This is a genomic window from Streptococcus caledonicus (assembly GCF_042656225.1).
GTDB classification, from domain to species: Bacteria; Bacillota; Bacilli; order Lactobacillales; family Streptococcaceae; genus Streptococcus; species Streptococcus caledonicus.
Genome location: NZ_JBHSOJ010000016.1, coordinates 605,039 through 632,006, shown reverse-complemented (window position 1 = coordinate 632,006; position 26,968 = coordinate 605,039). Strand labels below are relative to the sequence as shown.

Here is a 26,968-nt window from a genome sequence, read left to right as displayed (position 1 = left end):
TACATTAAGAGATAGGAGGCAGCCTGAGTGCCAAAAATTGAATCTAAATTATTGGATATTTTTTTGGAAAACCAAGGCGTTTTTCTAACAAGCAGAGTCTTAGCCAATGCAATAAGTAGTAGTGATAAAACGACTCGGAAATATATTGGGCTATTGAATGATGAACTTCAAAGAAATGGAGCGATTATTCACTCTAAACAAGGAAATGGTTATAAATTTGAACTTACAGACCAGATTCTATTTGAGCGATATTTAGCTAACCAAAAAAGCAAGCGCTATCAAATGAATGATATTCAGCATCTAGTGTCGCCAGAAGATAGGGAAAAATATATTTTGAATCAGTTACTCTTAAATAATGCTCAACTGACATCAAGTACCTTATCGCAAGAATTATTTTTAAGTAGAACATCTGTATCGACTCTTCTAAATGATATTAAAACTAAATTAGCAACTTATCATCTAAGTTTAGAAATTTCTAGGAAAAAAATTGGTATTTCTGGTACTGAGACTGATATTAGACATTTCATAAAAGAGTATTTTTTCTCGGAAACATTTACTAAGCCAGTATTTTCATTGTTTGAACAAGAGATTTTGAATAAATCAGACCTTACGGAGATTATTTCTATTGTCATTGATGAATGTCGAAATGCTAAGCTAGCTGTCAGTGATTTTATTGTACACAATCTAGTCATTCATATTTCACTTATGATTAAACGATTAAGATTAGGAAATGAAATCACTTATTCTGGGAAATTAGGCAGTAGGTCGCAACTTAAGGAATATAGTGTGGCTCACCAAATTGCTGAACAACTCCAAAACTATTTTTGCTTAGAGTTACCAACTTATGAAATTGATTTTATTTATTTGCATTTAATCGGTACAAGAGGAGCAGAAGAGTCTTCAGAAACCAATTTACGTGATAGTATTGTTGGAACGTTGGAGAATCTTGGAAGAGGACTTGATGTTGATTTATCAACAGATGAACACTTGATTACGAATATCCAATCTCATATTCGAGGTTTGCTTGTTCGTTTAAAAAACAATGTCCAATTGGAAAATCCGATTAAGGAAAGTATTTTAGCAAAATATCGCTTGGTTGTTCTCTCAATAGCTGAGAGTTTTAGAAAAATAGAGGAGCTGTCGCAATATGATATTTCAATTGATGAATGGGTGTATCTCAGTTTACACATATTGGCTACTCTAGAGAAACAGCAATCTTCTCAAAAAATAAATGCTTTGTTAGTATGCGCTACTGGAGTTGGAAGTGCTAGATTCTTAAAAAATAGAATTGAGAATTTATTTAAAGATAGGATTGTTGTTGAAGATGTTAAGAGTTATTTCGATTTAGCAGAACTTGATCTTTCGTCAGTTGATGTTATTATCAGCTCGGTTGATTTAAGCAATTTAATACTGTTAAAACCAGTCATTCAAGTTAATATTTTACTTGAAACAGTTGACATTAAGCGTATTGAAACATTTTTAAATCAATCAGCTCATTTTGAAGATATTGTAACTCGAGCAACTGAACCTTCTAAACCATCGTGCCTTTTTAAAGAAGAACAGTTTATCTATTTTGATCAAATTCTCTCTAAAGAGGCGATATTAGAAAAATTATTAGATTGCCTATCACCTAGATTAACACATGCTGCATTAACTGAATTTAAGCAGCAGCTTGTTCTTAGAGAAAATTTAGGAGCTATTGTCTTTAACGATAAAATAGCCGTTCCTCACCCAGCTAAAGCTATAACGGATGAGGAACAGGTGGTTATTGGGATTTCAAAATACCCAATTCTTTGGGATGATGAGCACAAGACAGTACAAATTGTATTTCTCATATCACCGTCAAAATTTAGAAATGAACAGTTAAAACAATTGTCTCCGATAATTGCTACATTTGCAAACAATGTAGAGGCTCAACAACAATTATTGCAAACACCTACATTTGAAAACTTTTTAAATTTAATATAAATTGGAGGATTTATCATGAAAAATATTATGTTAGTTTGTAACGCAGGAATGTCAACGAGTATGCTTGTCACTAAAATGGAAGCGGCCGCTAAAGAAAAAGGAATTGAGACAACCATTTGGGCTGTTCCAGTTTCTGAAGTTGCTGATGAAGTATCTTCAAAAAAAATTGATGTTCTTTTGACAGGACCACAAGTAAAATTTATGTTGAAAGAATATAAAGAGCTCTATGAACCTGATATCAAAGTTGCTGACATCAAAATGACTGATTACGGTGTGATGAATGGTAAAAATGTTTTAGAAATGGCTCTTGAAATGCTAGGAGAGTAAATGATGGCAGATATTAAAAATCTTGAATCTATCATGGGGCTTATTATGCATGGTGGTGATGCAAAGGGAAATGCTGTTGAGGCAATTCGCTCTGCTAAAAAAGGAGATTTTGAAGAAGCACATGATTATTTGAAGAAAGCTAATGTTGCTCTAAATATTGCTCATAATTCTCAAACGAGTATGTTGGCTCAAGAGGCTTCTGGAGATGCTTTAGAGTTATCTCTATTAATGGTACATGGACAAGACCATTTGATGACTGCCTTAACCTTTATTGATTTGGCAAAAGAAGTGGTAGAAGTCTATGAAAGAATTGAAAAGTTAGGAGGATAATTGTAATGGAGGTAATCGTTTCAAAAACAACTCATTTATCACCTGAAACCCTTTTTGCAGTATTAAAAAAATCTCTTAAAGAAGATTATATTGCTAATACACAACAAAATCTGGCTGACAGTGATGTAAAAGAGGGGCTAACCTTTGTTAAAAACTATGGTAAGAATCATCAAAACTCTGTACGTGTCTTAGTTTCTTCTTTCGTGGAAAATCATCGCTATGAGGCACTTTTTAGTTCAAATCGCGGTAGCCAAGTCATTTTATATGAACTAACTCCTTTAGGTGATGGCAAGACAATGTTGCGCTTGAAGCAAGAAACAATTCCAGCATCTTTTGTACAAAATTTAAACGATTACCTCATGTCTTTTCTCTTTAAAAAGAGTTTAAAACGTCAACTATCTGCTCAACTTACAGCTTTGATCAATGCTGCAAGTTAAATTAAACGATATAAATAAGGAGTTTTAACATGTCAAATTTCTCTGATAAATTCATGGAAATCTCTGGGAAAATAGGCTCTCAACGTCATCTAGTTGCTATTAGAGATTCCTTTATTTCAATGATGCCAATTACAATGGCAGGGTCTGTTGCAGTCCTTTTAAATGTATTCTTCCGTGATATTCCTAATAATATGGGAGCTACGGGTTTTGCCACAGCTATGCAACCAATCATTGACATCAATGGTTATGTTTACTTTGGTTCAATTGCAATTATGGCAATGGTATTTGCTTTTGCTTTAGGTTATCAATTATCGCTAATGCACAAAGTTAATCCTGTTGCTGGAGGGCTCATTTCCTTTGCTTCCTTTATTGCAACAATTCCTCAGACCTTGACCATAACAACAAGTTTAGAAGGGGCTAGCAATTCTGTTGTAAAAGGTCTTGTAGATTTAGGGCTGACAGTATCCGGTACAAATCTTGAAGTCAGTCAATGGGGAGCTATTGCACAAGGTTATATAGGAGCTACTGGTTTATTCACCGCCTTATTAGTTGGTTTTATTTCAATGTTTGTCTACGCCACATTGGTAAAACGTAATATTATCATCAAGCTGCCAGATACTGTGCCACCAGCAGTTAATAAAGCTTTTGCAGCCATAATTCCAGGTACGGCAGCTATTTATGTTAGTGCAATCGTAGCTTATTTAGCATTTGTTACAACTGGTCTCCCATTAAGTGACTTGGTTTCAACATACATTCAAACGCCACTTATGGGATTGTCACAAGGGGTTGGTTCTGTTATTCTATTGACCTTCCTTGTTCAATTATTCTGGTTCTTTGGACTTCATGGGCACAATGTTCTTGCCCCTGTTATGGATGGTATTTATGCAGTGGCATTAAATGAGAATACAGCTGTTTACGAGGCAACTCATAGTGCAGCAAACTTACCTTATCTTTGGACACGTGGCTCATTTGATGCCTTTGCGCAAATGGGTGGTTCTGGTGTCACTTTAGCACTCATTATTGCTATTTTCCTATTTTCAAAACGAGATGAATATAAAACTGTTGCAAAGTTGTCTGCACCAATGGGCTTATTTAATATTAACGAGCCAATTACTTTTGGTATTCCGATGGTATTAAATCCTTTATTTGCAATTCCTTGGCTCATTGTGCCTCCTGTGTGTGCCACAATCGCTTACCTTGTAACAGCTTCAGGACTAATTCCGCCAGTATTTCTTGCTGTACCGTGGATTACACCTCCTGGATTGTATGCTTATTTAGCAACAGGTGGTAATATCATGGCAGGTGTAGTATCGCTCTTTAACTTATTTGTAGCATTCTGTATTTGGGCACCATTTGTCATTTCAGCAAATAAAGTCAAAGCAGAGGAGTAGACTATGCCTGATAAAAATTGGCAAACTTTTGTAATAGTCTTAGGATTTTTCTTGATTGCAATAAGCCCAATAACGCCATTTAAATTGCTGAATGTTATTACAGGTATTGTCTTGATTTTGTTAGGATTTGTTCTGCTCAAGAAGAAATAAGTACGATGATAAAAACCTCTTAGTTCAGAATGCTAGGAGGTTTTTATTTTGAATTAGAAACGGTAATCAATTATTCGTAAAAGATTTTGGTGACTATATTATTTAGATTAGAGGTTTTTCGATAAAACACCTTCAAACATTTTTCCGAAAAACTATAATTTTCTTGAAACAAATGTATAGGTATGGTATAATACTACTATAGAAAAGAAATCGTAAGGAAAAAATGTTATGAAACGTGAGTTGTTATTGGAAAAAATTGAGGAATACAAAGTTTTGATGCCCTGGTATGTATTAGACTACTATCAATCTAAATTGGCGGTTCCTTATAGTTTTACGACCTTGTACGAGTATTTAAAGGAATACAAACGTTTTTTTGATTGGTTGATTGAATCTGGAATTGCTGAGGTATCTCAAATTTCAATGATTGATTTATCGACACTGAACCATCTCACCAAAAAAGATATGGAGGCCTTTGTCCTGTATTTGAGGGAACGTCCTTTGCTGAACGCCAATACAACTCAACAAGGTCTCTCTCAGACGACCATCAATCGTACCTTATCAGCCTTGTCTAGTCTCTATAAATACTTGACTGAGGAGGTTGAAAATGAGCATGGTGAGCCGTATTTTTACCGTAATGTGATGAAAAAAGTGTCAACTAAGAAGAAAAAAGAAACTTTAGCAGCTCGTGCGGAAAATATTAAGCAAAAGCTCTTTTTGGGTGACGAAACCATGGCATTTTTAGAGTATGTAGATTGTGAATATGAAAACAAACTTTCTAATCGTGCTAAATCATCTTTCCGGAAAAATAAAGAACGGGATCTAGCTATTTTAGCTTTGCTATTGGCTTCAGGTGTACGGTTGTCTGAGGCTGTGAATCTGGATTTAAAAGACGTTAACCTCAACATGATGATCATTGAGGTTACGCGTAAAGGGGGGAAGCGTGACTCTGTGAATGTGGCTGGGTTCGCTAAACCTTATTTAGAAGCCTATCTTGCGATTCGGCAAATGCGTTATAATGCCGAAAAGACAGATATTGCCTTCTTTTTGACAGAATATCGAGGAGTGCCAAATCGCATTGACGCTTCTTCTATCGAAAAAATAGTGGGGAAATACTCGGCGGACTTCAAAATTCGTGTCACTCCCCATAAATTGCGTCACACACTGGCAACTCGTCTATATGATGCGACAAAATCACAGGTTCTTGTGAGTCATCAACTTGGCCATGCTAACACTCAGGTTACTGACCTTTATACCCATATTGTCAATGATGAACAAAAAAATGCTTTGGATAAACTTTAGTTTTACATAAAATAAATGATGTAAAATGAAGAAGTTGTAACTATTTGAATTAAGACTGGACACTTCTTCATTTTCAAGTGTCCACCTCAAATAGTCCGCTGGACTATTTGAGTACCATACAATCGTCAGCGGCCATCCTATACGAATGTGACGAACGAAAGGAAGTCAAAACTTCTATCCCACTCTCGTATACTCTCAAGATATCACAAAAAAGTCTATCGCTGTTGATAGACTTTTGCTTTATTTTTTAAATGTGCTACTTTAAATATAATGGGCAAGCCTTCTCCTACTATCTCAATCGAGGAATAAGTATTCAGCAACATCAACCCTGACCATAGAAAATAAAAGATTTACGAGAATCATAAGTCAATTCAAAATCGTCATCAAGGAAAGGATTATTGTCAACTAGCGATAAGGAATTAATATTTGATGGTTTTGGGATATCTCGTCCATTCTCAATATAATCTGCTAGATGAATACCTAGCCAGTCGCTAGCCTTGCCATCGCGTCTGCCATATCCTCACATTGACTTGCTGAATGTTGTTCAAAGTTTGGGAAGGTGATAAAATAAGGCGTATTCGATTCGTTTGTATCGTCATAATAAAATAAAGCTGGATAATTGACAAGCATCGTTTACCTCCAAAATAAAGACAAGCGCAGGACTGTCTTTATAACAGCCCTGCCTGCTTTTTGATACCCCTTTCGGTGTATTTGTTAATTTCACCGTGGGCAATAATGGTTATTGGTCGTTAGTCTGCTTTTTCAATTTTAATGTGTGACCTTTTCTCCTCCTTTGGTCTTTGTTCAACCGTGGGTAGTAAGAAAGTTTAACCATTTCTTTTTGTGTCATAGGTATAGCGCTTCTACTTCCTGACACGCTTATTATATCACACGTATTCAAGTTGAAATAGCGTTATTTCTATTAATCTATTAATTAGATAGCCAATCTTTTTTTGAATAGAATGACTATTTGAGAGATAAAACTAGTGTGTTTTACATAATAAAAATTATGTAAAATTATTTAGTTTTTCCAATATACTTGACCATCTCGTTGATTGTTTTAATGTTATCTGCTGTTAGGATATAAATCATGTTTCCTTGGAGTGCTGCGAAGGCTTCTGGCATGCGGCAAGTCATTTTGACGTGATCTTTGTAGTGATGTTTAATCTCTTCTTCTGAATAGACATAGTGGTTTTGATCACGACGACTAATGGTTAAGGAAAATTGTGGCTTGTATCGGCGCTCTGATATTGCTTCTCCTTCTACTATTGAAGCATAATCTCGGTAAAGGTCAATGGAGTGCGCATAGTTGTAAGCATCAATGGTAAAACCACCTGCTGGGCGATTATTGTATTCAATAGCAATGTAATCATCCCCATCTCGGAAGAATTCAATATGGAAAAAACGTTCTTTCATACCGAAGGTCTTGATGATATTTTGACCGTATTGGCGGAGTTTTTTATTAACCTTATCGTGGATGAAATAGGCATTGTCCTTTTGTTCAAGTACCAATTGTAGTGGCGTATAGACGTACTCTAAACTGGCTTCATAAACCACATTGCCATGGTGATCAATCAGACCATCATAGGTGATGATTTCATTTGATGTGACAAATTGCTCAAAGAAATAGGCTGTTTGACGATCCCATTCTGCAAAAAACTGGTCAATGTCTGCTAGACTTTCTAACTTGTAGGTTGCTGCGGCACCAACACCGTTATCAGGCTTAGCAATCATTGGAAAACCAATATCGGCAATGGCTTTTTGAACATCCTGCTCTGAAGTAATCACCTGTCCAGGGACAACAGGTACGCCTGCCTTTTTAAAGTAAGTTTTCATTTCTGATTTAAGTTTGGTTTTGGTCAAATCTTCGGATTTTGGTCCAAAAATATTAAATTGGCTCCGAAGTGCAGCATCAGTTTCTAACCAATGTTCGTTATGAGATTCGACGCGGTCAATGGTGCCGTGTTTGTAAAAGAGAAATGCTGTCGCACGTTTCACTTCCTCAATATCTTCAAGATTTTCCACACGGAAATACTCTGTGATGGCATTTTGCAAGGGTTCTCCCAACTGATCATAGGGTTCTTGTCCAATTCCAAGAACTTTGACGCCCTCTTTCTTAGCCAATTCAATGGTAAAGGGTTGAAAATTTTCAGGGTAATAAGGTGAGATAACTAGATAATTCATAAACATCTCCTAATCCACTAAATGGTGTAAAAAATATGGCATTTGCTGGCGCCACCAATCCCAATCATGAGTGACATCAGTGCCCCATCTATCAAACCAAGCTGGGATTTGTTTTTCAGCAAAAGCTTTTTCCATGATATCAAAACTAGGTAAACCATCTTGTTCCCACGCGCCTAAGCCTGTGCAGACAATGATATCAGCCTGGCGGTAGCGGTCAATGAACCAGCCATCGTTTTGGTTCCAGATATAATCTGATGGAGAATTTTGATAGACAGCTTTGCTATTGCCATAATCCTGATGATTGTTAAAGAAACGCACATCATAGACACCTGAGAGTGCAACGACCTTGTTGAAGACGTCGGGATGCTGGAGAAAGAAATTGAGGGCATGGTAGGCTCCCATAGAGCAACCCGTAGTCATCATCTGTTCAAACCAACCTGTTTGATGCTTGATAAAAGGAATAGCTTCGTGGATGACGTATTGTTCATAAGCGATATGACTCAATGCACGGTCGTGAATCGGTTTCCACTCGGCTAGCCAGCTCTCATTATCAAGGCTATCAAGGGTGAAAAATTGGACTTTCTCTGCTTCAATGAAGTCCTTGCAGGCATCAATCATGCCAAAATCGGCGTATTCATTGTAAGAACCACCTGATGAGGGAAAGACTACGATAGGAATACCAGCGTGTCCGTAACGGTTTAAAAACATCTGACGCCCTAACTGAGCAGACCAATGATTTAAAAAGTCAACATGCATGTTTTTTTCCTCCTACTAATTACCAATGTTCACCTAAAAAGCGTAGGCAGTCTGGAAGATAGGCAGCCCAGGCTTCTTCGTTGTGAATAGCACCTGAAATAACTTCTAGTTTCAAATGAGATAGAGCAACCCCTCCTGCAACCAGCTGACGATAGTAAGAAAGTGATGAATTGATATAGGCTTGTTTAATATTTCCAGCCATTAATGTTTTATCAGTATCGTCAGCTTCTTCAGTACCAACATAGATATAAACCCGTTGGTTCCTGTCCAAAGTTTGGCGTTCCATAAAACGGTCAAAGGCATCCTGATGAAGCCAATTTGCTGACGAGAAAACACCTAGACAACCAATTTGTTCTTGGTAAGTCAGTCCCATAAATTGTGTGATATTGCCTCCCAAGGAAGAACCAATCATGGCCGTATGGGTCTTGTCAAGTTTGGTACGGTAAGTTTCATCAATAAAGGGTTTCACCACTTCCATTACAAACTCAGCATACTCAGTTCCCTTACCACCAAATTGAATACCTGGAATGTTAGATTCTTGATATTTCCAAGCTGAATACTCATGCATCCGGTTGAGACCATCGTTATCAATAGCCACAACAATCATTTTAGCAATGTCGGGATGACGTTTAATCGTAGGAATGATTTTCCATGAATGCCCTGAAAAAGATTCTTTACTATAAAGAACATTTTGACCATCATGGAAATAAACAACGGGATACCTTGTATCTGTGTCATTAGTGTAATTTTTTGGTAATAAGACACGAACACGTCGCTTTTGTCCTGTATAAGGAACTTCCAACTCGTGAGTCTTCATATCAAGGTAAAAGTAGGACTTATTCATAGGCCACCTCTGTAAAAGTATTGGAATTATTATACCATAATTTGAGACGATTTTATGAATATTTTCATGTAAACTATTTATTATTAAAGCCTACCACTTTAGTATTGGTAAGCTTTTTACGTATTTTGATGTTTAATCAATAGCAATTGAAACCGACACGGTTTGCACAGGGATATCATAGAATGGGTCTTCACGTCGTCCTAGGAAATCACGTGCCTGTTTAGGGAAAGATGCGTAGCTTAGCACGTCTTCTTCGCTGCGAGCATACTCTGCGATTTCTTCTCTTAGAATTGGCATTTGAGGTTCAATCAAATCAGCAGGACGAACAGTAATTACTTCTTCATCACCAATGATTTTTTCTTTAATGCCTTTTCCAAGTGGCGCAGGTGATTGTCCATATAGGCCACGGACATAATCCTTGATTTCATTTGGAACAACTTTGTAACGTTCGCCTGAGATGACATTCATCAGAGATTGTGTCCCTACCATTTGTGACAGCGGTGTTACCAGCGGTGGGTAGCCAAGGTCGGCACGGACACGAGGCACTTCTGCAAGAACTTCTTCGTATTTATCAGCAAGACCTTGTTCAGTTAATTGACTGAGAAGGTTTGATAGCATGCCACCAGGTACTTGATAAATCAATGTTTTTGGCTCAGTATCTTTGACTTTTGGATTGAGAATGCCTTCGGCACGGTAATGGTCACGCACTTTATTGAAATGCTCTGCGATTTCTTCAACTTTTTTGAGGTCAACACCTGTGTCAAAACCAAGTTCCTCAAGAGCAATTACCATTGACTCGGTCGCTGGCTGGCTAGTTCCACCTGCAAATGATGATACGGCAGTATCAATGATGTCTGCTCCTGCTTCTGCCACTTTAAGATAAGTCATTTCAGAAATACCAGAGGTTGCATGGGTATGAACTTCAAGAGGTAAATCAACAGCTTCTTTGATGCGTTTAACAAGATCATAACCCGTTTGTGGCGTGAGAACTCCAGCCATATCCTTGATACAGATAGAATCAGCACCAATCTCAGCATAGCGCTTCGTCAAATCGACAAAGTAATCAACGGTATGAACAGGACTTGTCGTGTAAGAAATGGCAACTTGTGCGTGCCCTCCGGCTTCTTTTGTCGCTTTAACGGCTGTTTGGAGATTACGTGGATCGTTAAGAGCGTCAAAGATGCGGACGATATCAATCCCGTTTTCAACGGATTTCTGAATGAAGCTAGTCACAACATCATCAGCGTAGTTGCGATAGCCAAGCAGGTTTTGCCCACGAAGAAGCATTTGTAGTTTCGTGTTTTTAACAGCTTTGCGGATGGTACGGAGACGTTCCCAAGGGTCTTCGTTGAGGAAACGGAGACAAGAGTCAAATGTCGCTCCTCCCCACATTTCCAGAGCGTGGTAACCCGCTTCATCCAATTGTTTAAGGACTGGGAGCATTTCTTCCGTCGTCATGCGAGTTGCAATCTGACTTTGTTGCCCGTCACGCAAAACCGTTTCGGTAATACGGATTTTTGTCATGGATTTCTCCTAAATTTATTCATTTTATGGCAATCAGTCTCACAGATGATTCGTCAGAAGATTGCTAATGGCTTCTTGCATCTCTTCGATACTATGTTTACGACTTCTGCTGCATTCTTTGGCAATAGCAGAGCAGACATAGCAAGTTCTTGGAGGGAGCCCTATATCAGAGCGACTCACTGGATGAACATGACCATCACTCAGTTCAATCACATCCAAATCGAAAAGTCGTCCAATAGGACTCGTTTCTTCAAGAGCCATAACGTGTTGTTTTAAGTCTAAAGGGGAAAGATTTGAAACAAGATAATATTCCCAACCGGTAGGTGCTTCTAACTTTCTAGCGAAAATGACATGAGAAGCGAGTTCTTGCTCAATCTTTGCAATCATATCATCAAAAGCTTTGTTTAATACAGTCGATGTTTTGACTGGACCAGGAATATTCATTGTCGCGGACAGAAGGCTTTCTCCAGGATAGCGTTCAAATAGAGAACGCTGACGAAAACTTCTTCCTTCACGCGCAGCCATCATGTCTGCTAAAGTGATAGCTGGACCATTAAAAATCGAATTAGACATTGCGAACAACATCAATCAAGCTGCCGTCACGGTATTCAATAAGGGCAACAACTTTGTCACCGTATTGAATTGGATCAGGATTGCCAACGATAGCGTAAGCTTTTTCTTGCAATTCTTTGATGGTAAATTGAGGTACTTTAAGGTCTTTAAAGTGCTCAATCAAATCAGGACGATTTGGATTGATAGCAATACCGACTTCTGTTACAACCACATCAACAGAGGTACCTGGTGTGATGACAGTGTTTACCTCTTCAACAAAAGTAGGAATGCGACCGCGAATAAGTGGTGAGATTACCATACTCATTTTAGCAGCGAAAGCCGTGTCACAGTGCCCACCTGAAGCTCCACGGATAACACCGTCAGAGCCCGTCATGACATTAACATTGAAATTCGTATCAACTTCAAGTGCTGACAAGATACAAGTATCTAGCATGTTAATGGCAGAGCCTTTGCTGAGTGGTGAAGCGTACATATTGGCATCAATTTCAAGGTGTTTCCCAACATTACGATCAAGTGAAAGTGCAGATGGGTGGTCAAAGTCTTGAACGTCAATAATTTTTTCAACCAAGCCTTCTTCTAATAGTTCAACCATGGCATTGGTAATACCACCTAGAGCGAAACTAGCTTTGATGCCATCTTTAATCATGGCTTCACGCATGAAGCGAGTAACAGCTAGTGAGGCACCACCAGTACCTGTTTGGAAAGAAAAACCTTCTTTGTAGTAGGGTGAGTTTGTAATCACTTTGGCCGCATATTCTGCAATTAAAAGCTCTTTGGGATTTTTAGTGAAACGTGTTGCCCCTTTTGCAATCCCTTTGGGGTCCCCAATAGCCTCTACTTCTACCACATAGTCAACATCTGTTTGTGGAATAGAAATTGGTGAGTTAGGGTATGGTACCAAAGTATCGGTAATAATAACCACTTGATCGGCATATTTGGCATCAACCATCGCATAACCAAGTGAGCCACACGTTGCTTTACCTTTTACGCCATTAGCATTTCCGTAAGCATCTGATGATGGGGCTCCAAGAAACGCTACGTCAATGTGAATATCTCCTGCCGCAATAGCGCGTGCACGACCACCGTGTGAACGGATAACAACTGGATTTTCCATGATACCAGCTGAAATGGCTGCCCCAACTTTATCGCGAAGACCAGATGAGGTGATATTTGTTACTACCCCATTTTTAATGTGTTCAATCAATGGTTCATGAACATTAGCGATTGAACTTGGTGCGATAGAAAGATTTTTAATACCGGCCTTAGCAATTTCTTCCAAGACCATATTCATGACGTAGTCCCCTTCACGGAAATGGTGGTGGAAGGAAATCGTCATGCCGTCTTTGAGACCTGTTTTCTCAATCGCTTCACGAATAGAACCAAGTAATTTTTCATCACGCGGTTTTACAGGTTTGATACGGCGAGTTGATTCGTTATAATCTTTGATATGAGCTAGTTCACCCTCAAATACACCATATTGATCAGCGTATGCTTGAGGAATGTCACGACCTAATTTATTTGTAACCATCTAAAATATCCTCCTCAGTCAATACTCCTGCTGCTTTGGCAAGCATGATTACCCGTTCTGCACGTTCAACGATAGGTTTATCAACCATCTTACCATTCAAGGAGATAACACCAGAGCCTTTGCTTTCAGCTTCACGAATAGCCCAGATAACTTGTTTGGCGTTGTCAATTTCTTTTTCAGTTGGTGTGTAGATATCGTTAACCAATGGAATTTGACGTGGGTTAATCACAGATTTACCATCGAAGCCTAGTTGTTTAATGTGACGAACTTCATTTTGGAAACCTTCTGGATTATTGACATCAGAATAAACCGTATCAATCGCTGCGATACCAGCTGCACGAGCGGCGTGAAGAATCATGCTACGAGCAAAGAAAAGTTCTTGACCATCAGGGTAACGACGGGTTTTCATATTAGTCACGTAGTCTTCTGCCCCAAGAGCGATACCGATTAGACGATTAGAGGCTTTGGCAATCTCACGAGCATTAAGCACCCCTTCTGCTGATTCGATAGCAGCCATCATGCGTGTACGGCCAACTGGGATACCGTATTCGCGTTCGACACGCTCAATTTCTTTTTCGACATCAACAATGTCTTGAGCGGTTTCTGTTTTTGGCAGACGGACAACATCAACCCCAGCAGTAACAACTGCTTCAATATCTAAGGCACCACAAGTGTCTAAACCATTGATACGAACGACAGTCTCAATATTGCTGTAATCAAATGTTTTTAAAGCAAAGTGGACAAGAGCCCGTGACGTATCTTTTTCTTTTAATGAGACAGAGTCCTCAAGGTCAAACATGACAGCATCAGCTCCATATAAAGGAGCGTCACGAAGCATGCCAGCATTGGCACCTGGGACAAACATCATTGTTCTTCTTAAACGTTCCATGTGTCGATCTCCTTCCAGTTCATGCGTTCAACCCCAGCAGCACGGTGAACGGCTGCAATGGTACGGGCTTGAATGGTACAATCCAAGGCTCCTTTATCAACAGCAGTTACATCAACATTGTTGACACCGAGGTTTTCTAAAGTTGCTGTGATTACTTTACGGATTTGCTTTCCGAATTGTTTTTCAACGCTACTGTCAAGGTCAATCGTAATCCCTTGATTCCCTGGATGAACTGTTATCATGATATCACTAGATTCTAGTGAACCAGCAACAGCTGTTTGTTTAATTTCCATGTTTCACCTCTTATTAAATAATGATAATAGGCGGCGCGAGTGAGCAGTGCTCACAGGGTCGCGAAAGTCAATGAACTATTTTTTTACTGGAAAAATCTTAAGTAACACTTCTGCTGAAGCATATAAAATTCCCAAAACAAGGAAGACACCAGTCATTCCAAGGAGCATCAGTTCAAATGATTTCATTAAATGTTCCATATCGATATTCATTGTGTTTCCCCTTCTAAATTAACTAAAGAATGCAAGGAGCAAACCACCTGCAATAACAGATGCGATTTGTCCAGATACGTTAGCACCAACTGAGTACATCAAGATGAAGTTTTGAGGGTCTTCATCTGTTGCCATTTTTTGGATAACACGACTTGACATTGGAAATGCTGAAATACCAGCAGCACCAATCATAGGATTGATTTTGTTGCCTTCTTTGCGGAAAAGGTTAAGAATTTTAGCGAACATAACCCCACCAATTGAGTCCATGATGAAAGCTAAAAGACCAAAGAGGATAATCAATAGTGTTTGAACATTCAAGAACTGATCGGCCTGCATTTTCACAGAAATGGTCAAACCAAGTAAGATGGAAACGATGTTAACCAATTCATTTTGTGCGGTTTGAGATAGGCGATCAAGCACCCCACATTCACGCAGAAGGTTACCGAACATCAAGAAACCAACAAGTGGCAATGAGATTGGTGAGATAAATCCTGCTACCAATGTAATCACGATTGGGAAGAGGATTTTAGTCAACTGAGACACATTTTCAGACTTGTAAGTCATGCGGATGCGACGTTCTTTTTTAGTTGTAACCAATTTAATCGCAAAAGGTTGGATAATTGGAACTAAGGCCATGTATGAGTAAGCTGCTACCGTAATAGGACCAAGTAAGTTCGGCGCTAATTGGTTGGCAACGAAGATCGAGGTTGGCCCATCTGCTGCACCAATGATACCAATAGAGGCTGCTTCTTTAATATCAAACCCTGCAAGGACTGCAACGACGACTACAAAGAAGATACCGAATTGTGCTGCAGCACCAAAGAGCATCATAAATGGGTTTTGAAGGAGCGGACCAAAGTCAATCATTGCTCCGATACCAATGAAAATAAGTAATGGGAACAACTCTGTTCCAATACCAAATTCAAAGAGTTCTTCAAAAACACCAGCCTGCTGGATACCATTAACAGTCTGATTAAGAACCCCTGAATTAGGGAAGTTTACCAAGATAGTTCCGAGCCCCATAGGTACAAGGAGGGTTGGTTCGTATTCTTTTTTGATACCCAAGTACATCAAGAGAGCTCCGATTAGCATCATGATGACTTGAGGGAGAGTAATAGATGTTATTCCTTGAATTAAAATGTCCACAAAGTCACTTCCTTCTGTTTAAAAAATGTTAGTAATATTAACCAATCGTAATCAAACCATCACCTGGGTTTACGACTTGACCTGATGTGACATGAATACCAGTAACAGTACCTGCAGAAGCTGCCACAATTTCATTTTCCATTTTCATGGCTTCAAGAATCATCAATGGTTGGTTTTCTGAAACCGTATCACCAACATTGACAAGAATGCGTAAGATTGTTCCAGGCATTGGTGCAGAAAGCGCATCTGCTCCTGCAGCTGATGACGGTGCCACAACAGGGGCTGGGGCTGGTGTTTCAACTACTGGTGTTGGTGTTGGAGCCGCAACAGGCTGAGCAACTGGAGCAGTGGCTGGTGTGCCACCGATTTCTTCCATTTCAACGAGGTATTCTTTACCATCAATAGAGATTTTAAATTTACGTAACATGTGTTAAGTCTCCTTTAGAAATTAATGTTTAGTATAAATTGATTTGACAGTCAACTGGCTATCTGGATAATCGCCAGCAGCGATGCTAGATGCAATCAAGGACACTGTCAGTGCTTCAGGATTGCGTTGCATAATTCTCGTGATCTTAAATTGACTATCTGGATAGTCGCCAGCCGCAATGGCTGTTGCGATAACACTGACCAATTCATAGTCTTCTTTATCAGCTGGTATGAATCCCAGAATGGGTTCCCAACCATCAAGTTCATTAGATACTGGTACAGCCTGTGTGATTTCTGGCTCACGAGATTTTCCAAATAAACGTTGAAAAAATCCCATAATTTCCTCCTCTCTGTTGTATAAATATAGAAAGTAAGTAACCTCTTTTAATCGTGTTACCATCTCAACGTTTCTAAGACTATTATATAATAAGCTAACTATTAGTAGTTGATTTTTTTGTGTTTTTTTGCAACGCTTTCATCATTGTCTTTGAAGCCCTTCACTAATTATTTTTGAGTTTACTAACAACATCTCTAAAATAAACTATTACATAATAGAAACGGAAATAATATAGTAGAAAATGAAAGTCTTCTCTTCTACTTGTCAAACATAATGCTCATAGTGGTGTTTTTTTTGTGTCTTTTATGAAAAAACATCTTTATATTTCAAACGCTTTCAATTATACTTATGTCATAAGGTCTAGCACACCTTCATATTTTATTCAAGTTCAATAGACCCTATTGAATTTACAAAATTAACTAAAGGGGAGAATAACATATGTTATTGACTGTTTTGGCTTATGCTATGATTATCGTCTTCATGTATGTCGTGATGACGAAGAAAATGTCGCCATTTACGTCACTTGTATTAGTACCGCTTGTATTTGCAGCTGTACTTATCATTACAGGTTCCGCAGACTTGGCTTCTGATGCTAAATTTGTTAGCTTCGTCGGTGAAGAAGGAAGCGTCAATGGTTTAACTGCCATTGGTGACATGGTACTTTATGGTGTAAATACAACTGCAAAAACTGGTATCATGTTGCTTTTTGCCATCCTTTACTTTTCAACCATGTTAGATGCAGGGCTCTTTGACCCTATTACTGAGAAAATGATTCGTTTCGCAAAAGGCGACCCAATGAAAGTTCTCATTGCAACAGCCGTTGTTGCGGCAGCTGTTTCTATGAATGGTGATGGGACAACAACAACTCTTATCGTTGTTTCAGCTTTCTTACCAATCTATAAGAAACTGAATATGAAAATTATGAACCTTGGTGTTTTGATTATTCTTCAAAATACAATCATGAATCTTCTACCTTGGGGAGGACCAACAGCGCGTGCTATGTCAGTTCTTGGTGTAGGCGCTGAAATCCTTGGCTATCTGGCACCAGGTATGGTCCTTTCACTACTTTATGTAACACTTTGGGTTGCTCCTAGCATGGGACGAAAAGAACGTGCACGTCTTGGTGTTGTTGAATTTTCTGAAGCTGAATTAAAAGAGTTGACAGACATTACTGACCCAGATACACTTGCTATCCGTCGTCCTAAAAACTTCTGGTTTAACGCCATTTTGACAATCGTTCTTATTGGTTGGTTAGTTGCTGGTTCATTTATTGAAACAATTGAACTTGCTCCACTTCTTCTCTTTGCAGTTGGTACTGTTATTGCCCTTATGGTAAACTATCCAGTTCTTAAAGACCAATCTAAACGTATCGGTGATAATGCTGGTGATGCTGTTCAAGTTGTTATCTTGGTATTTGCGGCTGGTATCTTCATGGGTCTTTTCCAAGGTTCAGGTATGGCGACTGCTCTTGCTAACAGCTTTGCAACAATCATTCCTAAACAATTGGCTGGTTTCTGGGGACTTATCATTGCTCTTGTTTCTGCACCAGGTACCTTCTTCATCTCAAATGATGGTTTCTACTATGGTATCCTTCCTGTTATGGCAGAAGCTGGTGCTTCTTATGGATTCACACCTGAAGCTATGGCTCTTGCATCACTTATGGGACAAGCGTTCCACTTGCTCAGCCCACTTGTAGCTTTCATTTACCTTCTCCTTCGCTTGACAGGACTTGATATGGGTGAATGGCAAAAAGAATCAGCTAAGTACGCTGCTGTAATCTTTATCATCTTTGTTGTAACAATCATTGCAACTGGACACATGCCATTGTATATACCACAGTAAGACTAATAAACTTGAATAATAAAAAATATGAAGTGACCTCTCAGAAATACTCTGAGAGGTTTGTTGTGGTTTTGTCAAAAAATGCTAACAACTTCTATAAAAATTAGGTATAATAATAGTGATACTTGAAAGGAAAATGTAACTTATGAATCCAATCATTGAAGCGGTTAAGGCTAACCTTGATCTTTCAAAAAACATCCCACTCAAACAAGCGTTCTATGAAGCTTTAAGAAAGACTATTATTTTAAGTCAAATTCCAGCAGGAAGCCGGATTAATGAAAAGGAATTTTCAACGGAACTTAATATCAGTCGTACTCCAATTCGTCATGCTATCAGCTTGTTAATTGAGGAAAAATTAGTTGAACACACCCCTAAAAAGGGGATTGTTGCCAAAGGGATCGGCGCCAAAGATGCCGTTGAAATTTTTGACATTCGAAAAGCACTTGATACTCTTGCGACAACAAAAGCCATGTATAAAATGACTGAAGCTGACTTTGAAGAAATGAGAGCTGTTTTGACGGAGTGTGAAGGCATGATTTCCGATGACAAAAATATTGACAAAATCTTAGCTAACTTTAATCAATTCAATAATCTTATTTATGAGAAAAGCCAGATGTTGCGTCTACGTGAAATTGTTACAGAATTACAGACTTACTTGGTTTACTTCCGTGAAATTTCGATTTCTTCTCTAGAACGTCGCACCAAGGCTTTAGAAGAACACTGGATTATCTATCGTGGCATGAAAAATCAAGACATTGAGCAAGTAACATTGATTACCCACGAGCATCTCAATCGTTCATTAGATTTTATTCTCAAGGAAATGGAAGCTATTTCTCATGCCTGATACACCATTTCAGTATTTTAGCAACTTAGCCACCAAGGCCCTCTTATACGAAGTTTCTCTAAGTCCAAAGCCTGGTCTCGTTGACCGATTTGATGACGGTGCGCATACAGATATGACATTTAGCACTTTTATTGACAGCACGATGGCTTTGGCGCCGTTCTTTGAAAAATATATCAGCTTAGGCTATCAAATGGCTGATGAGCCACCACTTGCCCTCTTTAATGCTTTACGGGATTTAGGGATAAAGGCAGAACAAGCGATGTTTGAAGCAACAGGTGGGATTAACACCCACAAAGGAGTCAATTTTTCTCTAGCAGTTCTCCTCGGAGCAACGGGTACTTATTTGAAAAAACATCTTGAACTCTTAAAAAATCCAAAACGATTTTCCAAAGATGACACTAAAGTGATTTGTCAAATCAGTTCGTCTCTTTGTTGCCATCTCATTGAAACGGATTTAAGTCATTTGAGCGAGAAAAAAGAATTAACCTACGGTGAGAAACTTTATCTCGATTACGGTATCAAGGGACCACGTGGCGAAGCAAGCGAGGGCTTTCCAACGCTAACTGAAAAAGCTCTGCCATTTTTCCGAGAAAAACTAAAACAGAATGATAAGGAATTGGCACAACTCCAACTGCTTCTTTATCTCATGACTTTTGTGGAAGATGGCAATATCATCCACCGCGGGGGGATTGAAGCTTGGCAGCAAGTCAAGGAAGAGTGCCAAAAAATGTACGGAGCCTATCTGACAAAATCTGAATTAGTACACCAACTCAGTATATACAATGATATTTTGATCTCGCGCAATCTAAGTCCTGGAGGAACAGCAGACTTATTAGCTTTAACCTTCTACTTTGCTATGTTAGAAGGGATACTTTGAATAAAAAAATCCCTTCAGAGCAGCATTTCTGGAGGGATTTTTAAGATTAAATATTCAGACTCCTAAGATCTTTAATAATCGTTCATTTTACTTTGTTTAACTATAGTTGTTTGATACAACATAAGTCAGAAAATATTATGATATTACATGTTCCTGATTCGTTGGCGTCCTAATTTTATTTCATTCTACTATAAATTAAAAATGATAAATAGTCGAATTGAGGTTATCATTTTATTATTTAGCTCTTCATTATCACAAATAGTAATAAATAAAGTTGAGATATCATTATAACAATCAAAATAGCATTTAAGGAATCAAAGTTTTTTCTCAAAAGAAGCATAGAAACACAAAACATGATTATTATAAAACATTGGGCTATACTTATTATTTTTAACATATTATCCCTTACCTGTAACTAAAGCATAGTATCTATTTTCAAATCCGAGCATAACTGTCGCACCTAGTGCACCAAATGCTACTATCATTGCTCCTCATGAATACTAAACGATTTCACTCATAGAATTCCAGTCAATTAATCGGCTTTCCCAACATCAAGACCAGAATTGTTATTGGTTGCTCTCTCAAAAACGACATTAGTTTTAGGAATGATAACCTTTTTATCTTTTAGATAATTGCTAGAAAGACTAGACCCAGAACTAAAAACTAATAATGACATTAGCATCGCAAATATATAATGACGTTTTTTCTTCACAAAATAACCTCTTTTCTTTTTATATGGAGATAATATCATATAAAAATGAAAACGTCAACAATTTCATGTATTTCGTTATATATTTTTTTATATTATAGTTTTTCAAGAATGTCAATTTTGTTTGAAAGAGTAAAATATAAGTTGTATAATATATATCAAGAGTCAATTGAAATACATTATAGAGTTGCTAAAGAGGATTTAAAAACATGGTTAATATCGCAGATAAATTGAAAACCAAACGCAAAGAATATGGTTTATCCCAGTCAGAACTAGCTGAGGGAATTTGTGAACAAAGTCAAATTAGTAAAATTGAAAGAGGGAACTACATGCCTACAGCTACGCTCTTGTATAAACTAGCAGGTAGGCTTAATGTCACAATAGATTATTTCTTTGATGAGCAAATAGAGTCTGTCTCTAATTTAAAAGAATTCATGAGATTATCAACTAAATTATTAGAAGATAGGAATTACAAAGACCTTGAATATCTCTACAATCTTGAAAAGGAAAAACAATCATTTTTATCGCTTGATGAAGAGTCTTACCTTACTTGGATTCATGCGCTCATTTTATTCTATTCCTATGATGAAAAGGATAAGGCTATCTCTTTGCTGGAAAAAACAATGTCCTTAGTGAGTGAAAAACATTCTGTTTATCTAAAAATTCTTAATACTCTAGCTAACTTTTATTCCCTAGTTGGTCGAGATGAAGACTATGAAAGAAACTATCAAAGACTCATTGAACTATATAGCGAGAAAGACTTTGACTCTCAAGAATTTCTTTTTGGCTATATCAGAACAAGGTATAATTACGCTCATCATTTACTTGCCAAAGACAAGGCATTAGAAGCTATACAAATTGCAATGGAAACCATTGAAGTCTGTAAAGAGTATCAGACGAGTTACCAATTAGCTCCTCTGTTAATTATAGTTGGCAATGGTAGCAAAGAATTTTTAGATAGCGATAAAGTAATGGAGTATTACTCAGAAGCGCGTGATTTATCTAAAATCTATGGTAATAAATTGATGTCTCTTCAAATTGAAAAATATATAAATGATTTATTAAAGTAAAACTTTAAAATACTTTTTATCTAAAAATTATTCTCAAAAGACTGAAAACTCCAGATTGAACCTCTGGAGTTTTGGCTATCTTAAAAGAATGTCAGCAGAGCTTTTACTAAAAGTGGCATGATAACGACTGTGTAGAGAATGCGACTAATTTGAATGCCTGCGATCTTAGGCATGTCACCACCTAGGTCTCCTGCCATCAAGGTTAAATCTGTTGCTCCTGCTGGCGATGAGGCAAAGAGGGCTGACTGTAAATCGAGGATACCAGTACGCGCCATCCAGAATCCGAATGCGACATTGATGAGTAAATAGCTGGCTAACAAAAGGATGACAGGTACAATCAGGTGCAACATTTGTCTCAAACTGTCTTGAGTAAAGCTGGTTCCGATAATAGAGCCTGCAAAAATTTGAGCCGTGTAACGAATACTGCTTGTTAATTGGACGGTGTTGCATTTTATTTTCAAAGTTGATGAAAAAATGAGTGAAAAAATCAAGGCACCAACAGGAATGTCTAGCCATAAGCCGATAAAACCACCGATAGTCGCTACCGCTAAAATGAACAAATTGTTCATCCATTGCTGCTTAGCAGGTAATTTAAGGCTGGCTTTTTTGAGGCTACTTTTAGGTGTTTCAGAGGTTTTGGGAATGCCTGCGAAGCGTTTGACCCAAAAAGAAATCCAAAGGGGTAAAATAAGTAAAATTCCCATCAGTCGAGCGGTTTGTATCGTTGCAACAATGTCAGACTGGGCTCCCATATCGACTGCCATTAGAGACACATCCATAATGCCACCAGGCAAGCAACTTAAAAAGGCGGTGACTGGGGTCATGTCAAAGAAAGTCATAAAAATAATCCCCATGATGACCATGTTAATAGTGAAAATCCCCATCAAAATGGCAATGACTTTACCCAATTTAGGGAGGTTAGACAAATCTTCTTTTTTGATATTTTGACCAATATAGGCACCGCTCACAATCTGAGCAAAAATTTTCATAGCCTTGGTCGTCTCCATACTTCCAGTTGCAATAGAGACTATCGCTACTGCGATCATGCTCCCAATCATAAATGGAGCGGGGAACTTCAATTTTTTAGCCACAAAGCCGCCCAAAGTTCCTACTAAAACAGTTATCAGAAGCGCCTGCATATTTCTCTCCTTGGTTAAAAGTCACTGTTATTATAGCACACTTTCAAGATAAATAGAGGAGCTTTTTAGCCTAAAAACCAGTGAAAAGACATGAGAAACGCTCGAAAATTGATATAATAGTTTAAAAAGGAGAAAGGTGAGTTATGTCTGAGTACACCGTTTCAAAAATTTTCCCATTTGATAAAAAAGCGCACCTAAAAATTGACACTCTACTTCATGAAGAAGGGATCCGTCGCGATGCGCATCTTGACTGTACGTGTGCTATTTATGACGGCGACCGAGTGATTGCTACGGGTTCTACTTTTGGCAATACGCTACGTTGCCTAGCAGTTTCAAAAGATTATCAGGGTGAGGGCTTGATGAATCTTATTGTCAGTCATTTGGTTGATTATCAATTTGAACAAGGAAATACGCATCTATTTCTCTACACTAAGACCTGCACAGCTAGATTTTTTGCTGATTTAGGTTTTAATGAAATTGCACGTATTGATGGGCTTGTCAGCTTTATGGAAAATAAAAAAACTGGATTTCAAGACTATCTCAAGCAGTTGGAACGCCCACAAAAAAATCCAGATAAGGTTGCTGCTATCGTCATGAATGCCAATCCGTTTACCCTAGGTCATCAGTATCTCGTTGAAAAAGCATGCGCAGAAAATGATCTACTCCATCTCTTTATTGTTAGTGAGGACAAAAGTCTCATTCCTTTTGATGTCCGAAAAAAATTGGTGTTAAAAGGTACGGCTCATCTTGATAATATCATTTACCATGATAGCGGATACTATATCATTAGCCAAGCAACTTTTCCATCCTATTTCCAAAAAGATGAGGTGGTGGTGATTGAAAGTCAAGCAAGACTTGATTTAGCAATTTTTACAAAGATTGCTCAGGAATTGGGAATTACCAGACGTTATGTTGGTGAAGAACCGACAAGTTTGGTCACTAATCTTTATAATCAAGTCATGATTGACAAACTCCCAGAGCAGGGCATTGATTGCATCGTGGTAAAACGTAAGGAGTTTTCGGAAAGTCAACCAATCTCTGCTTCGACAACACGACAGGCGATTAAAGATGGAAATTGGAATCTACTAGACCAATTACTACCTCAGACTACTTTAGACTATTTTCAAAGCCTTGAAGCTAAACCGACTATTGAGCGTATTCGGCAATCTGAGCAAGTTATCCATTATTGACGTCCTATTTATGGCATGGTGTTGCTGTGGTTCTACTGTTACTTCTGAACAAGTCAAATGATAAACGAGAAAAAACGAACACAGATAGTTTCCTAATCCTTAGAAGAATACTATCTTGTTCGCTTTTTGTTTGTATCATTTCAAAGATTGTGACAATAAAGAAGTGTTAGCTGGCAACGTTTTGTTCAAAGTTTTTTAGTGTCTAAAGTAGGATATCATTTGACCTTCAGCTAACGGTTTCATGCCAAAAGCTTTCTAAAAGTTATTGGCCTTTTCATCGTATAAATCGGTATTCAATTGAATCATACGTACATGAGAAAAAGTTTTCCAAACCTGTTTTAGCAAGGTGGTTCCAATCCCTTGACGTTGATAAGCGGTAGCAACAATAAGGTCTTGTACCAATAAGATATGTTCTCCATCTCCGACACAACGAACAAATCCAATTAATTGGTCATTGTCAAAGGCACCTAAAATCCATAGAGAATTTTTAAAGGCACGCGCCAATTTCTCATCATCAGAAAGGTAACTAGTCCAGTTTGCTTCTTTGTAAAGAGTTTTAACTTCTTCTAAATTTTTGTAGTTGAACTTTTGATAACTAATCATTTCAAGTCTCCTTAGCCTTGTTAGTCAATAGCTATTTTCACATGTATTATACCAAATTGAGAGAAGAATTTCCAAAGATGTCAAAACAGAAGCCCGTAGGACTTCTGTTTTACCGTTTCAAACAATTAGATAACACCTTGTGCTGACATTGCTTCAGCTACTTTAAGGAAACCAGCGATATTAGCACCTACAACCAAGTTACCTGGAGCATCGAATTCTTCTGCTGCTGCTGCTGCATTTTCATAAATATCTTTCATGATATTGTAGAGTTTGCTATCAACTTCTTCGAATGTCCAAGCTGTGCGTCCGCTGTTTTGAGCCATTTCAAGAGCTGAGACGGCAACACCACCAGCGTTTGCAGCTTTCGCTGGACCAAATGATACGCCTGCCGCGTGGAAGACATCAATCGCTTCAAGGGTTGATGGCATGTTAGCACCTTCTGCAACTGCGATAACACCATTGCGTACCAAAGCGCGTGCGTCAGCGTCATTTAGTTCGTTTTGAGTTGCACATGGGAATGCAAGGTCAGCTTTGACTGTCCAAATATTATTATCAGATGACGATGGTGTGAAATGAGCGTTTGGATGGTGTTCAATATATTGAACGATACGAGCGCGCTCTACTTCTTTAAGTTGTTTCAATGTTTCAACGTTAATACCATTTTCATCGTAAATGTAACCAGATGAGTCAGAACAAGCTACTACTTTAGCGCCGAGCTCATGCAGTTTTTGGATTGCGTAGATAGCCACGTTACCAGAACCTGAGACGATGGCTGTTTTACCAGCAAAGTTTTCACCACGCGCTTTAAGCATTTGCTCAGCAAAGTAAACCACACCATAACCAGTTGCTTCTGTACGAGCTAATGAGCCACCGTAAGTTAGGCCTTTACCCGTCAAGACACCATTTTCATAACCGTTAAGGCGTTTGTACTGACCAAACATATAACCAATTTCACGTCCACCTACACCGATATCTCCAGCAGGAACATCTACATCTGGACCGATGTATTTTTGTAACTCAGTCATGAAGCTTTGGGTAAAACGCATCACTTCAAGATCTGACTTACCTTTAGGATCAAAGTTTGAACCACCTTTACCACCGCCGATTGGTTGACCTGTCAGTGAGTTTTTAAAGATTTGCTCAAATCCAAGGAATTTGATAATTGATTGGTTGACAGATGGGTGGAAACGAAGTCCTCCTTTGTAAGGTCCGATTGCCGATGAGAATTGGACACGGAAACCACGGTTAACTTGGACTTGACCTTTATCGTCGACCCAAGGCACACGGAAAGAAACGATACGCTCAGGCTCTACTAGGCGTTCCAAGATATTTTCATCAATATATTTAGGATATTTATCGAAAACTGGAATAAGTGAATCAAAGACTTCTTCAACAGCCTGTAGGAATTCAGCTTCATGCCCATTTTGTGCTTTTACTTTTTCAAAAACGCTAGCAACATATTCTTGACCTCTTGTCATAATTTGCCTCCATTATCTAAATAATACGATATCTCACACTTTTCAAAGCCTATTGGCTCACGTTTTATAGCAATAAACGAGGTGAGAAAAAATAACTACAGTAAATAGTATAAATTTTCAGAATATTTTTGTCAAGTATTTTTTAAAATTTAGCGGAAAAAATCAAAAAGTATGTCAGATTTTCTGACATACCTATGCAAATTATAGACGGATCACTTCGACTTTGTAACCATCTGGGTCAGTAATGAAGTAATACTGAACATCTTTCCCCGGTAGTCCTTTAAGATCTGTGACGTCATAGCCAGCTTCTTTGTGGGCTGCATGTGACGCTTCAAGGTCTTCGACACCAACAGCCAAGTGACCATAACCGTTGCCAAGATCATAACCTGGGTGGTCATAGTTGTAAGTCAACTCAAGCTCAAACTCTTCACCTTCTGTTTGCATGTAAACGATGGTAAACTTGTGTTCTGGGAAATCCATGCGACGGGCTTCAAAGAAAGGAAAAGCAGTTGAGTAAAACTTCAATGATTCTTCCAAGTTTTTAACACGGATACAAGTGTGTAGTAATTTCATAAAATCCTCCTAGTCATAATAACAATATTGT

General features: G+C 38.2%; 29 protein-coding genes and 2 pseudogenes. 12 read left to right on the top strand and 19 right to left on the bottom strand.

Going from position 1 to position 26,968, the window contains the following annotated elements; all coding sequences use genetic code 11:
• Window positions 1-27: 27 nt before the first annotated feature.
• From ACFPQ3_RS06980 to xerS, 7 genes are all read left to right on the top strand, one after another.
• A complete protein-coding gene (locus ACFPQ3_RS06980; RefSeq protein ID WP_156805188.1) occupies window positions 28-1,968 on the top strand; it encodes a BglG family transcription antiterminator in 1,941 nt (646 codons plus the stop codon).
• A 15-nt stretch (window positions 1,969-1,983) separates the two neighbouring features.
• Entirely contained in the window at window positions 1,984-2,295 is a 312-nt protein-coding gene (locus tag ACFPQ3_RS06975; RefSeq protein WP_156805189.1) for a PTS sugar transporter subunit IIB, read from the top strand.
• A gap of 3 nt (window positions 2,296-2,298) precedes the next feature.
• Window positions 2,299-2,625, top strand: a complete 327-nt coding sequence (locus ACFPQ3_RS06970) for a PTS lactose/cellobiose transporter subunit IIA (RefSeq protein WP_156805190.1) — start codon at window positions 2,299-2,301, stop codon at window positions 2,623-2,625.
• Window positions 2,626-2,630: 5 nt separating this feature from the next.
• Entirely contained in the window at window positions 2,631-3,062 is a 432-nt protein-coding gene (locus ACFPQ3_RS06965) for a DUF3284 domain-containing protein (RefSeq protein ID WP_156805191.1), read from the top strand.
• A 29-nt stretch (window positions 3,063-3,091) separates the two neighbouring features.
• Window positions 3,092-4,453 (top strand): PTS sugar transporter subunit IIC, encoded by a 1,362-nt coding sequence (locus tag ACFPQ3_RS06960; protein WP_156805192.1) that lies wholly within the window; start codon window positions 3,092-3,094, stop codon window positions 4,451-4,453.
• Window positions 4,454-4,456: 3 nt separating this feature from the next.
• Window positions 4,457-4,603 carry a hypothetical protein gene (locus tag ACFPQ3_RS06955; protein WP_198039872.1) on the top strand — a complete coding sequence of 49 codons (147 nt, stop codon included), beginning with the start codon at window positions 4,457-4,459 and terminating at the stop codon, window positions 4,601-4,603.
• Between the two features lie 228 nt (window positions 4,604-4,831).
• Window positions 4,832-5,902, top strand: a complete 1,071-nt coding sequence (gene xerS / locus ACFPQ3_RS06950) for a tyrosine recombinase XerS (RefSeq protein ID WP_156805193.1) — start codon at window positions 4,832-4,834, stop codon at window positions 5,900-5,902.
• Between the two features lie 306 nt (window positions 5,903-6,208).
• Here xerS and ACFPQ3_RS06945 read toward each other — a convergent pair.
• From ACFPQ3_RS06945 to ACFPQ3_RS06880, 14 genes and pseudogenes are all read right to left on the bottom strand, one after another.
• Window positions 6,209-6,532 (bottom strand): annotated as a pseudogene (locus ACFPQ3_RS06945) (type II toxin-antitoxin system HicB family antitoxin); the annotation flags it as partial.
• Between the two features lie 38 nt (window positions 6,533-6,570).
• Window positions 6,571-6,758, bottom strand: a pseudogene (locus ACFPQ3_RS06940) (type II toxin-antitoxin system HicA family toxin).
• A gap of 161 nt (window positions 6,759-6,919) precedes the next feature.
• The gene (locus tag ACFPQ3_RS06935) at window positions 6,920-8,086 is read right to left on the bottom strand and encodes an ATP-grasp domain-containing protein (RefSeq protein WP_156805194.1); all 1,167 of its coding nucleotides are present in this window, start codon (window positions 8,084-8,086) and stop codon (window positions 6,920-6,922) included.
• Window positions 8,087-8,095: 9 nt separating this feature from the next.
• The gene (locus ACFPQ3_RS06930; RefSeq protein WP_156805195.1) at window positions 8,096-8,842 is read right to left on the bottom strand and encodes an esterase family protein; all 747 of its coding nucleotides are present in this window, start codon (window positions 8,840-8,842) and stop codon (window positions 8,096-8,098) included.
• Between the two features lie 19 nt (window positions 8,843-8,861).
• Window positions 8,862-9,686, bottom strand: a complete 825-nt coding sequence (locus tag ACFPQ3_RS06925) for an alpha/beta hydrolase (RefSeq protein ID WP_156805196.1) — start codon at window positions 9,684-9,686, stop codon at window positions 8,862-8,864.
• Window positions 9,687-9,818: 132 nt separating this feature from the next.
• Complete coding sequence (locus ACFPQ3_RS06920; RefSeq protein ID WP_156805197.1) at window positions 9,819-11,210, bottom strand: oxaloacetate decarboxylase subunit alpha; 1,392 nt, start codon at window positions 11,208-11,210, stop codon at window positions 9,819-9,821.
• A 39-nt stretch (window positions 11,211-11,249) separates the two neighbouring features.
• A complete protein-coding gene (gene citX / locus ACFPQ3_RS06915) occupies window positions 11,250-11,783 on the bottom strand; it encodes a citrate lyase holo-[acyl-carrier protein] synthase (protein ID WP_156805198.1) in 534 nt (177 codons plus the stop codon).
• Entirely contained in the window at window positions 11,776-13,311 is a 1,536-nt protein-coding gene (gene citF, locus ACFPQ3_RS06910; protein ID WP_156805199.1) for a citrate lyase subunit alpha, read from the bottom strand. Before citF ends, citX begins: the two co-directional genes overlap by 8 nt.
• On the bottom strand, window positions 13,298-14,200 hold the full coding sequence (gene citE / locus ACFPQ3_RS06905; protein WP_156805200.1) for a citrate (pro-3S)-lyase subunit beta: 903 nt from the start codon (window positions 14,198-14,200) through the stop codon (window positions 13,298-13,300). The genes citF and citE overlap by 14 nt, the downstream gene beginning before the upstream one ends.
• Window positions 14,188-14,493 carry a citrate lyase acyl carrier protein gene (gene citD / locus ACFPQ3_RS06900; RefSeq protein WP_156805201.1) on the bottom strand — a complete coding sequence of 102 codons (306 nt, stop codon included), beginning with the start codon at window positions 14,491-14,493 and terminating at the stop codon, window positions 14,188-14,190. The genes citE and citD overlap by 13 nt, the downstream gene beginning before the upstream one ends.
• A gap of 75 nt (window positions 14,494-14,568) precedes the next feature.
• Window positions 14,569-14,703 (bottom strand): OadG-related small transporter subunit, encoded by a 135-nt coding sequence (locus ACFPQ3_RS06895; RefSeq protein WP_269747703.1) that lies wholly within the window; start codon window positions 14,701-14,703, stop codon window positions 14,569-14,571.
• An 18-nt stretch (window positions 14,704-14,721) separates the two neighbouring features.
• Window positions 14,722-15,849 carry a sodium ion-translocating decarboxylase subunit beta gene (locus ACFPQ3_RS06890; RefSeq protein WP_156805202.1) on the bottom strand — a complete coding sequence of 376 codons (1,128 nt, stop codon included), beginning with the start codon at window positions 15,847-15,849 and terminating at the stop codon, window positions 14,722-14,724.
• Between the two features lie 37 nt (window positions 15,850-15,886).
• Entirely contained in the window at window positions 15,887-16,276 is a 390-nt protein-coding gene (locus ACFPQ3_RS06885; RefSeq protein WP_156805203.1) for an acetyl-CoA carboxylase biotin carboxyl carrier protein subunit, read from the bottom strand.
• A gap of 21 nt (window positions 16,277-16,297) precedes the next feature.
• Window positions 16,298-16,612, bottom strand: a complete 315-nt coding sequence (locus ACFPQ3_RS06880; protein WP_156805204.1) for a hypothetical protein — start codon at window positions 16,610-16,612, stop codon at window positions 16,298-16,300.
• A 438-nt stretch (window positions 16,613-17,050) separates the two neighbouring features.
• Here ACFPQ3_RS06880 and ACFPQ3_RS06875 point away from each other — a divergent pair, with 438 nt between their 5' ends.
• From ACFPQ3_RS06875 to citG, 3 genes are all read left to right on the top strand, one after another.
• On the top strand, window positions 17,051-18,454 hold the full coding sequence (locus tag ACFPQ3_RS06875) for a CitMHS family transporter (RefSeq protein ID WP_156805205.1): 1,404 nt from the start codon (window positions 17,051-17,053) through the stop codon (window positions 18,452-18,454).
• A 145-nt stretch (window positions 18,455-18,599) separates the two neighbouring features.
• Window positions 18,600-19,298 (top strand): GntR family transcriptional regulator, encoded by a 699-nt coding sequence (locus ACFPQ3_RS06870; protein WP_156805206.1) that lies wholly within the window; start codon window positions 18,600-18,602, stop codon window positions 19,296-19,298.
• Window positions 19,291-20,175: a triphosphoribosyl-dephospho-CoA synthase CitG gene (citG, locus tag ACFPQ3_RS06865; protein ID WP_156805207.1), complete on the top strand. Its 885-nt coding sequence runs from the start codon at window positions 19,291-19,293 to the stop codon at window positions 20,173-20,175. The genes ACFPQ3_RS06870 and citG overlap by 8 nt, the downstream gene beginning before the upstream one ends.
• A 532-nt stretch (window positions 20,176-20,707) precedes the next feature.
• On the opposite strand, the gene ACFPQ3_RS06860 is transcribed toward citG, so the two are convergent.
• Window positions 20,708-20,887: a hypothetical protein gene (locus ACFPQ3_RS06860; protein ID WP_156805208.1), complete on the bottom strand. Its 180-nt coding sequence runs from the start codon at window positions 20,885-20,887 to the stop codon at window positions 20,708-20,710.
• A gap of 206 nt (window positions 20,888-21,093) precedes the next feature.
• Between ACFPQ3_RS06860 and ACFPQ3_RS06855 the strand changes: the two genes are divergently transcribed.
• Window positions 21,094-21,954: a helix-turn-helix domain-containing protein gene (locus ACFPQ3_RS06855; protein ID WP_156805209.1), complete on the top strand. Its 861-nt coding sequence runs from the start codon at window positions 21,094-21,096 to the stop codon at window positions 21,952-21,954.
• Between the two features lie 80 nt (window positions 21,955-22,034).
• Here the strand turns inward: ACFPQ3_RS06855 and ACFPQ3_RS06850 are convergent, their stop codons facing one another.
• Entirely contained in the window at window positions 22,035-23,093 is a 1,059-nt protein-coding gene (locus ACFPQ3_RS06850) for an AbrB family transcriptional regulator (protein WP_156805210.1), read from the bottom strand.
• A gap of 143 nt (window positions 23,094-23,236) precedes the next feature.
• Here ACFPQ3_RS06850 and citC point away from each other — a divergent pair, with 143 nt between their 5' ends.
• Complete coding sequence (gene citC, locus ACFPQ3_RS06845) at window positions 23,237-24,283, top strand: [citrate (pro-3S)-lyase] ligase (RefSeq protein WP_156805211.1); 1,047 nt, start codon at window positions 23,237-23,239, stop codon at window positions 24,281-24,283.
• Between the two features lie 255 nt (window positions 24,284-24,538).
• Here the strand turns inward: citC and ACFPQ3_RS06840 are convergent, their stop codons facing one another.
• From ACFPQ3_RS06840 to gloA, 3 genes are all read right to left on the bottom strand, one after another.
• Entirely contained in the window at window positions 24,539-24,886 is a 348-nt protein-coding gene (locus ACFPQ3_RS06840; RefSeq protein WP_232323164.1) for a GNAT family N-acetyltransferase, read from the bottom strand.
• A gap of 125 nt (window positions 24,887-25,011) precedes the next feature.
• On the bottom strand, window positions 25,012-26,364 hold the full coding sequence (gene gdhA, locus ACFPQ3_RS06835) for an NADP-specific glutamate dehydrogenase (protein ID WP_156805212.1): 1,353 nt from the start codon (window positions 26,362-26,364) through the stop codon (window positions 25,012-25,014).
• A 201-nt stretch (window positions 26,365-26,565) separates the two neighbouring features.
• Window positions 26,566-26,937, bottom strand: a complete 372-nt coding sequence (gloA, locus tag ACFPQ3_RS06830; RefSeq protein WP_156805213.1) for a lactoylglutathione lyase — start codon at window positions 26,935-26,937, stop codon at window positions 26,566-26,568.
• Window positions 26,938-26,968: the final 31 nt, after the last annotated feature.

Excerpts from the sequence above, each read along its gene's own strand:
- ACFPQ3_RS06975 (WP_156805189.1), top strand. The coding sequence starts at position 1,984 with ATGAAAAATATTATGTTAGTTTGTAACGCAGGAATGTCAACGAGTATG.
- ACFPQ3_RS06970 (WP_156805190.1), top strand. The coding sequence starts at position 2,299 with ATGGCAGATATTAAAAATCTTGAATCTATCATGGGGCTTATTATGCAT.
- ACFPQ3_RS06965 (WP_156805191.1), top strand. The coding sequence starts at position 2,631 with ATGGAGGTAATCGTTTCAAAAACAACTCATTTATCACCTGAAACCCTT.
- ACFPQ3_RS06960 (WP_156805192.1), top strand. The coding sequence starts at position 3,092 with ATGTCAAATTTCTCTGATAAATTCATGGAAATCTCTGGGAAAATAGGC.
- ACFPQ3_RS06955 (WP_198039872.1), top strand. The coding sequence starts at position 4,457 with ATGCCTGATAAAAATTGGCAAACTTTTGTAATAGTCTTAGGATTTTTC.
- xerS (WP_156805193.1), top strand. The coding sequence starts at position 4,832 with ATGAAACGTGAGTTGTTATTGGAAAAAATTGAGGAATACAAAGTTTTG.
- ACFPQ3_RS06935 (WP_156805194.1), bottom strand. The coding sequence starts at position 8,086 with ATGAATTATCTAGTTATCTCACCTTATTACCCTGAAAATTTTCAACCC.
- ACFPQ3_RS06930 (WP_156805195.1), bottom strand. The coding sequence starts at position 8,842 with ATGCATGTTGACTTTTTAAATCATTGGTCTGCTCAGTTAGGGCGTCAG.
- ACFPQ3_RS06925 (WP_156805196.1), bottom strand. The coding sequence starts at position 9,686 with ATGAATAAGTCCTACTTTTACCTTGATATGAAGACTCACGAGTTGGAA.
- ACFPQ3_RS06920 (WP_156805197.1), bottom strand. The coding sequence starts at position 11,210 with ATGACAAAAATCCGTATTACCGAAACGGTTTTGCGTGACGGGCAACAA.
- citX (WP_156805198.1), bottom strand. The coding sequence starts at position 11,783 with ATGTCTAATTCGATTTTTAATGGTCCAGCTATCACTTTAGCAGACATG.
- citF (WP_156805199.1), bottom strand. The coding sequence starts at position 13,311 with ATGGTTACAAATAAATTAGGTCGTGACATTCCTCAAGCATACGCTGAT.
- citE (WP_156805200.1), bottom strand. The coding sequence starts at position 14,200 with ATGGAACGTTTAAGAAGAACAATGATGTTTGTCCCAGGTGCCAATGCT.
- citD (WP_156805201.1), bottom strand. The coding sequence starts at position 14,493 with ATGGAAATTAAACAAACAGCTGTTGCTGGTTCACTAGAATCTAGTGAT.
- ACFPQ3_RS06895 (WP_269747703.1), bottom strand. The coding sequence starts at position 14,703 with ATGAATATCGATATGGAACATTTAATGAAATCATTTGAACTGATGCTC.
- ACFPQ3_RS06885 (WP_156805203.1), bottom strand. The coding sequence starts at position 16,276 with ATGTTACGTAAATTTAAAATCTCTATTGATGGTAAAGAATACCTCGTT.
- ACFPQ3_RS06880 (WP_156805204.1), bottom strand. The coding sequence starts at position 16,612 with ATGGGATTTTTTCAACGTTTATTTGGAAAATCTCGTGAGCCAGAAATC.
- ACFPQ3_RS06875 (WP_156805205.1), top strand. The coding sequence starts at position 17,051 with ATGTTATTGACTGTTTTGGCTTATGCTATGATTATCGTCTTCATGTAT.
- ACFPQ3_RS06870 (WP_156805206.1), top strand. The coding sequence starts at position 18,600 with ATGAATCCAATCATTGAAGCGGTTAAGGCTAACCTTGATCTTTCAAAA.
- citG (WP_156805207.1), top strand. The coding sequence starts at position 19,291 with ATGCCTGATACACCATTTCAGTATTTTAGCAACTTAGCCACCAAGGCC.
- ACFPQ3_RS06855 (WP_156805209.1), top strand. The coding sequence starts at position 21,094 with ATGGTTAATATCGCAGATAAATTGAAAACCAAACGCAAAGAATATGGT.
- ACFPQ3_RS06850 (WP_156805210.1), bottom strand. The coding sequence starts at position 23,093 with ATGCAGGCGCTTCTGATAACTGTTTTAGTAGGAACTTTGGGCGGCTTT.
- citC (WP_156805211.1), top strand. The coding sequence starts at position 23,237 with ATGTCTGAGTACACCGTTTCAAAAATTTTCCCATTTGATAAAAAAGCG.
- ACFPQ3_RS06840 (WP_232323164.1), bottom strand. The coding sequence starts at position 24,886 with ATGATTAGTTATCAAAAGTTCAACTACAAAAATTTAGAAGAAGTTAAA.
- gdhA (WP_156805212.1), bottom strand. The coding sequence starts at position 26,364 with ATGACAAGAGGTCAAGAATATGTTGCTAGCGTTTTTGAAAAAGTAAAA.
- gloA (WP_156805213.1), bottom strand. The coding sequence starts at position 26,937 with ATGAAATTACTACACACTTGTATCCGTGTTAAAAACTTGGAAGAATCA.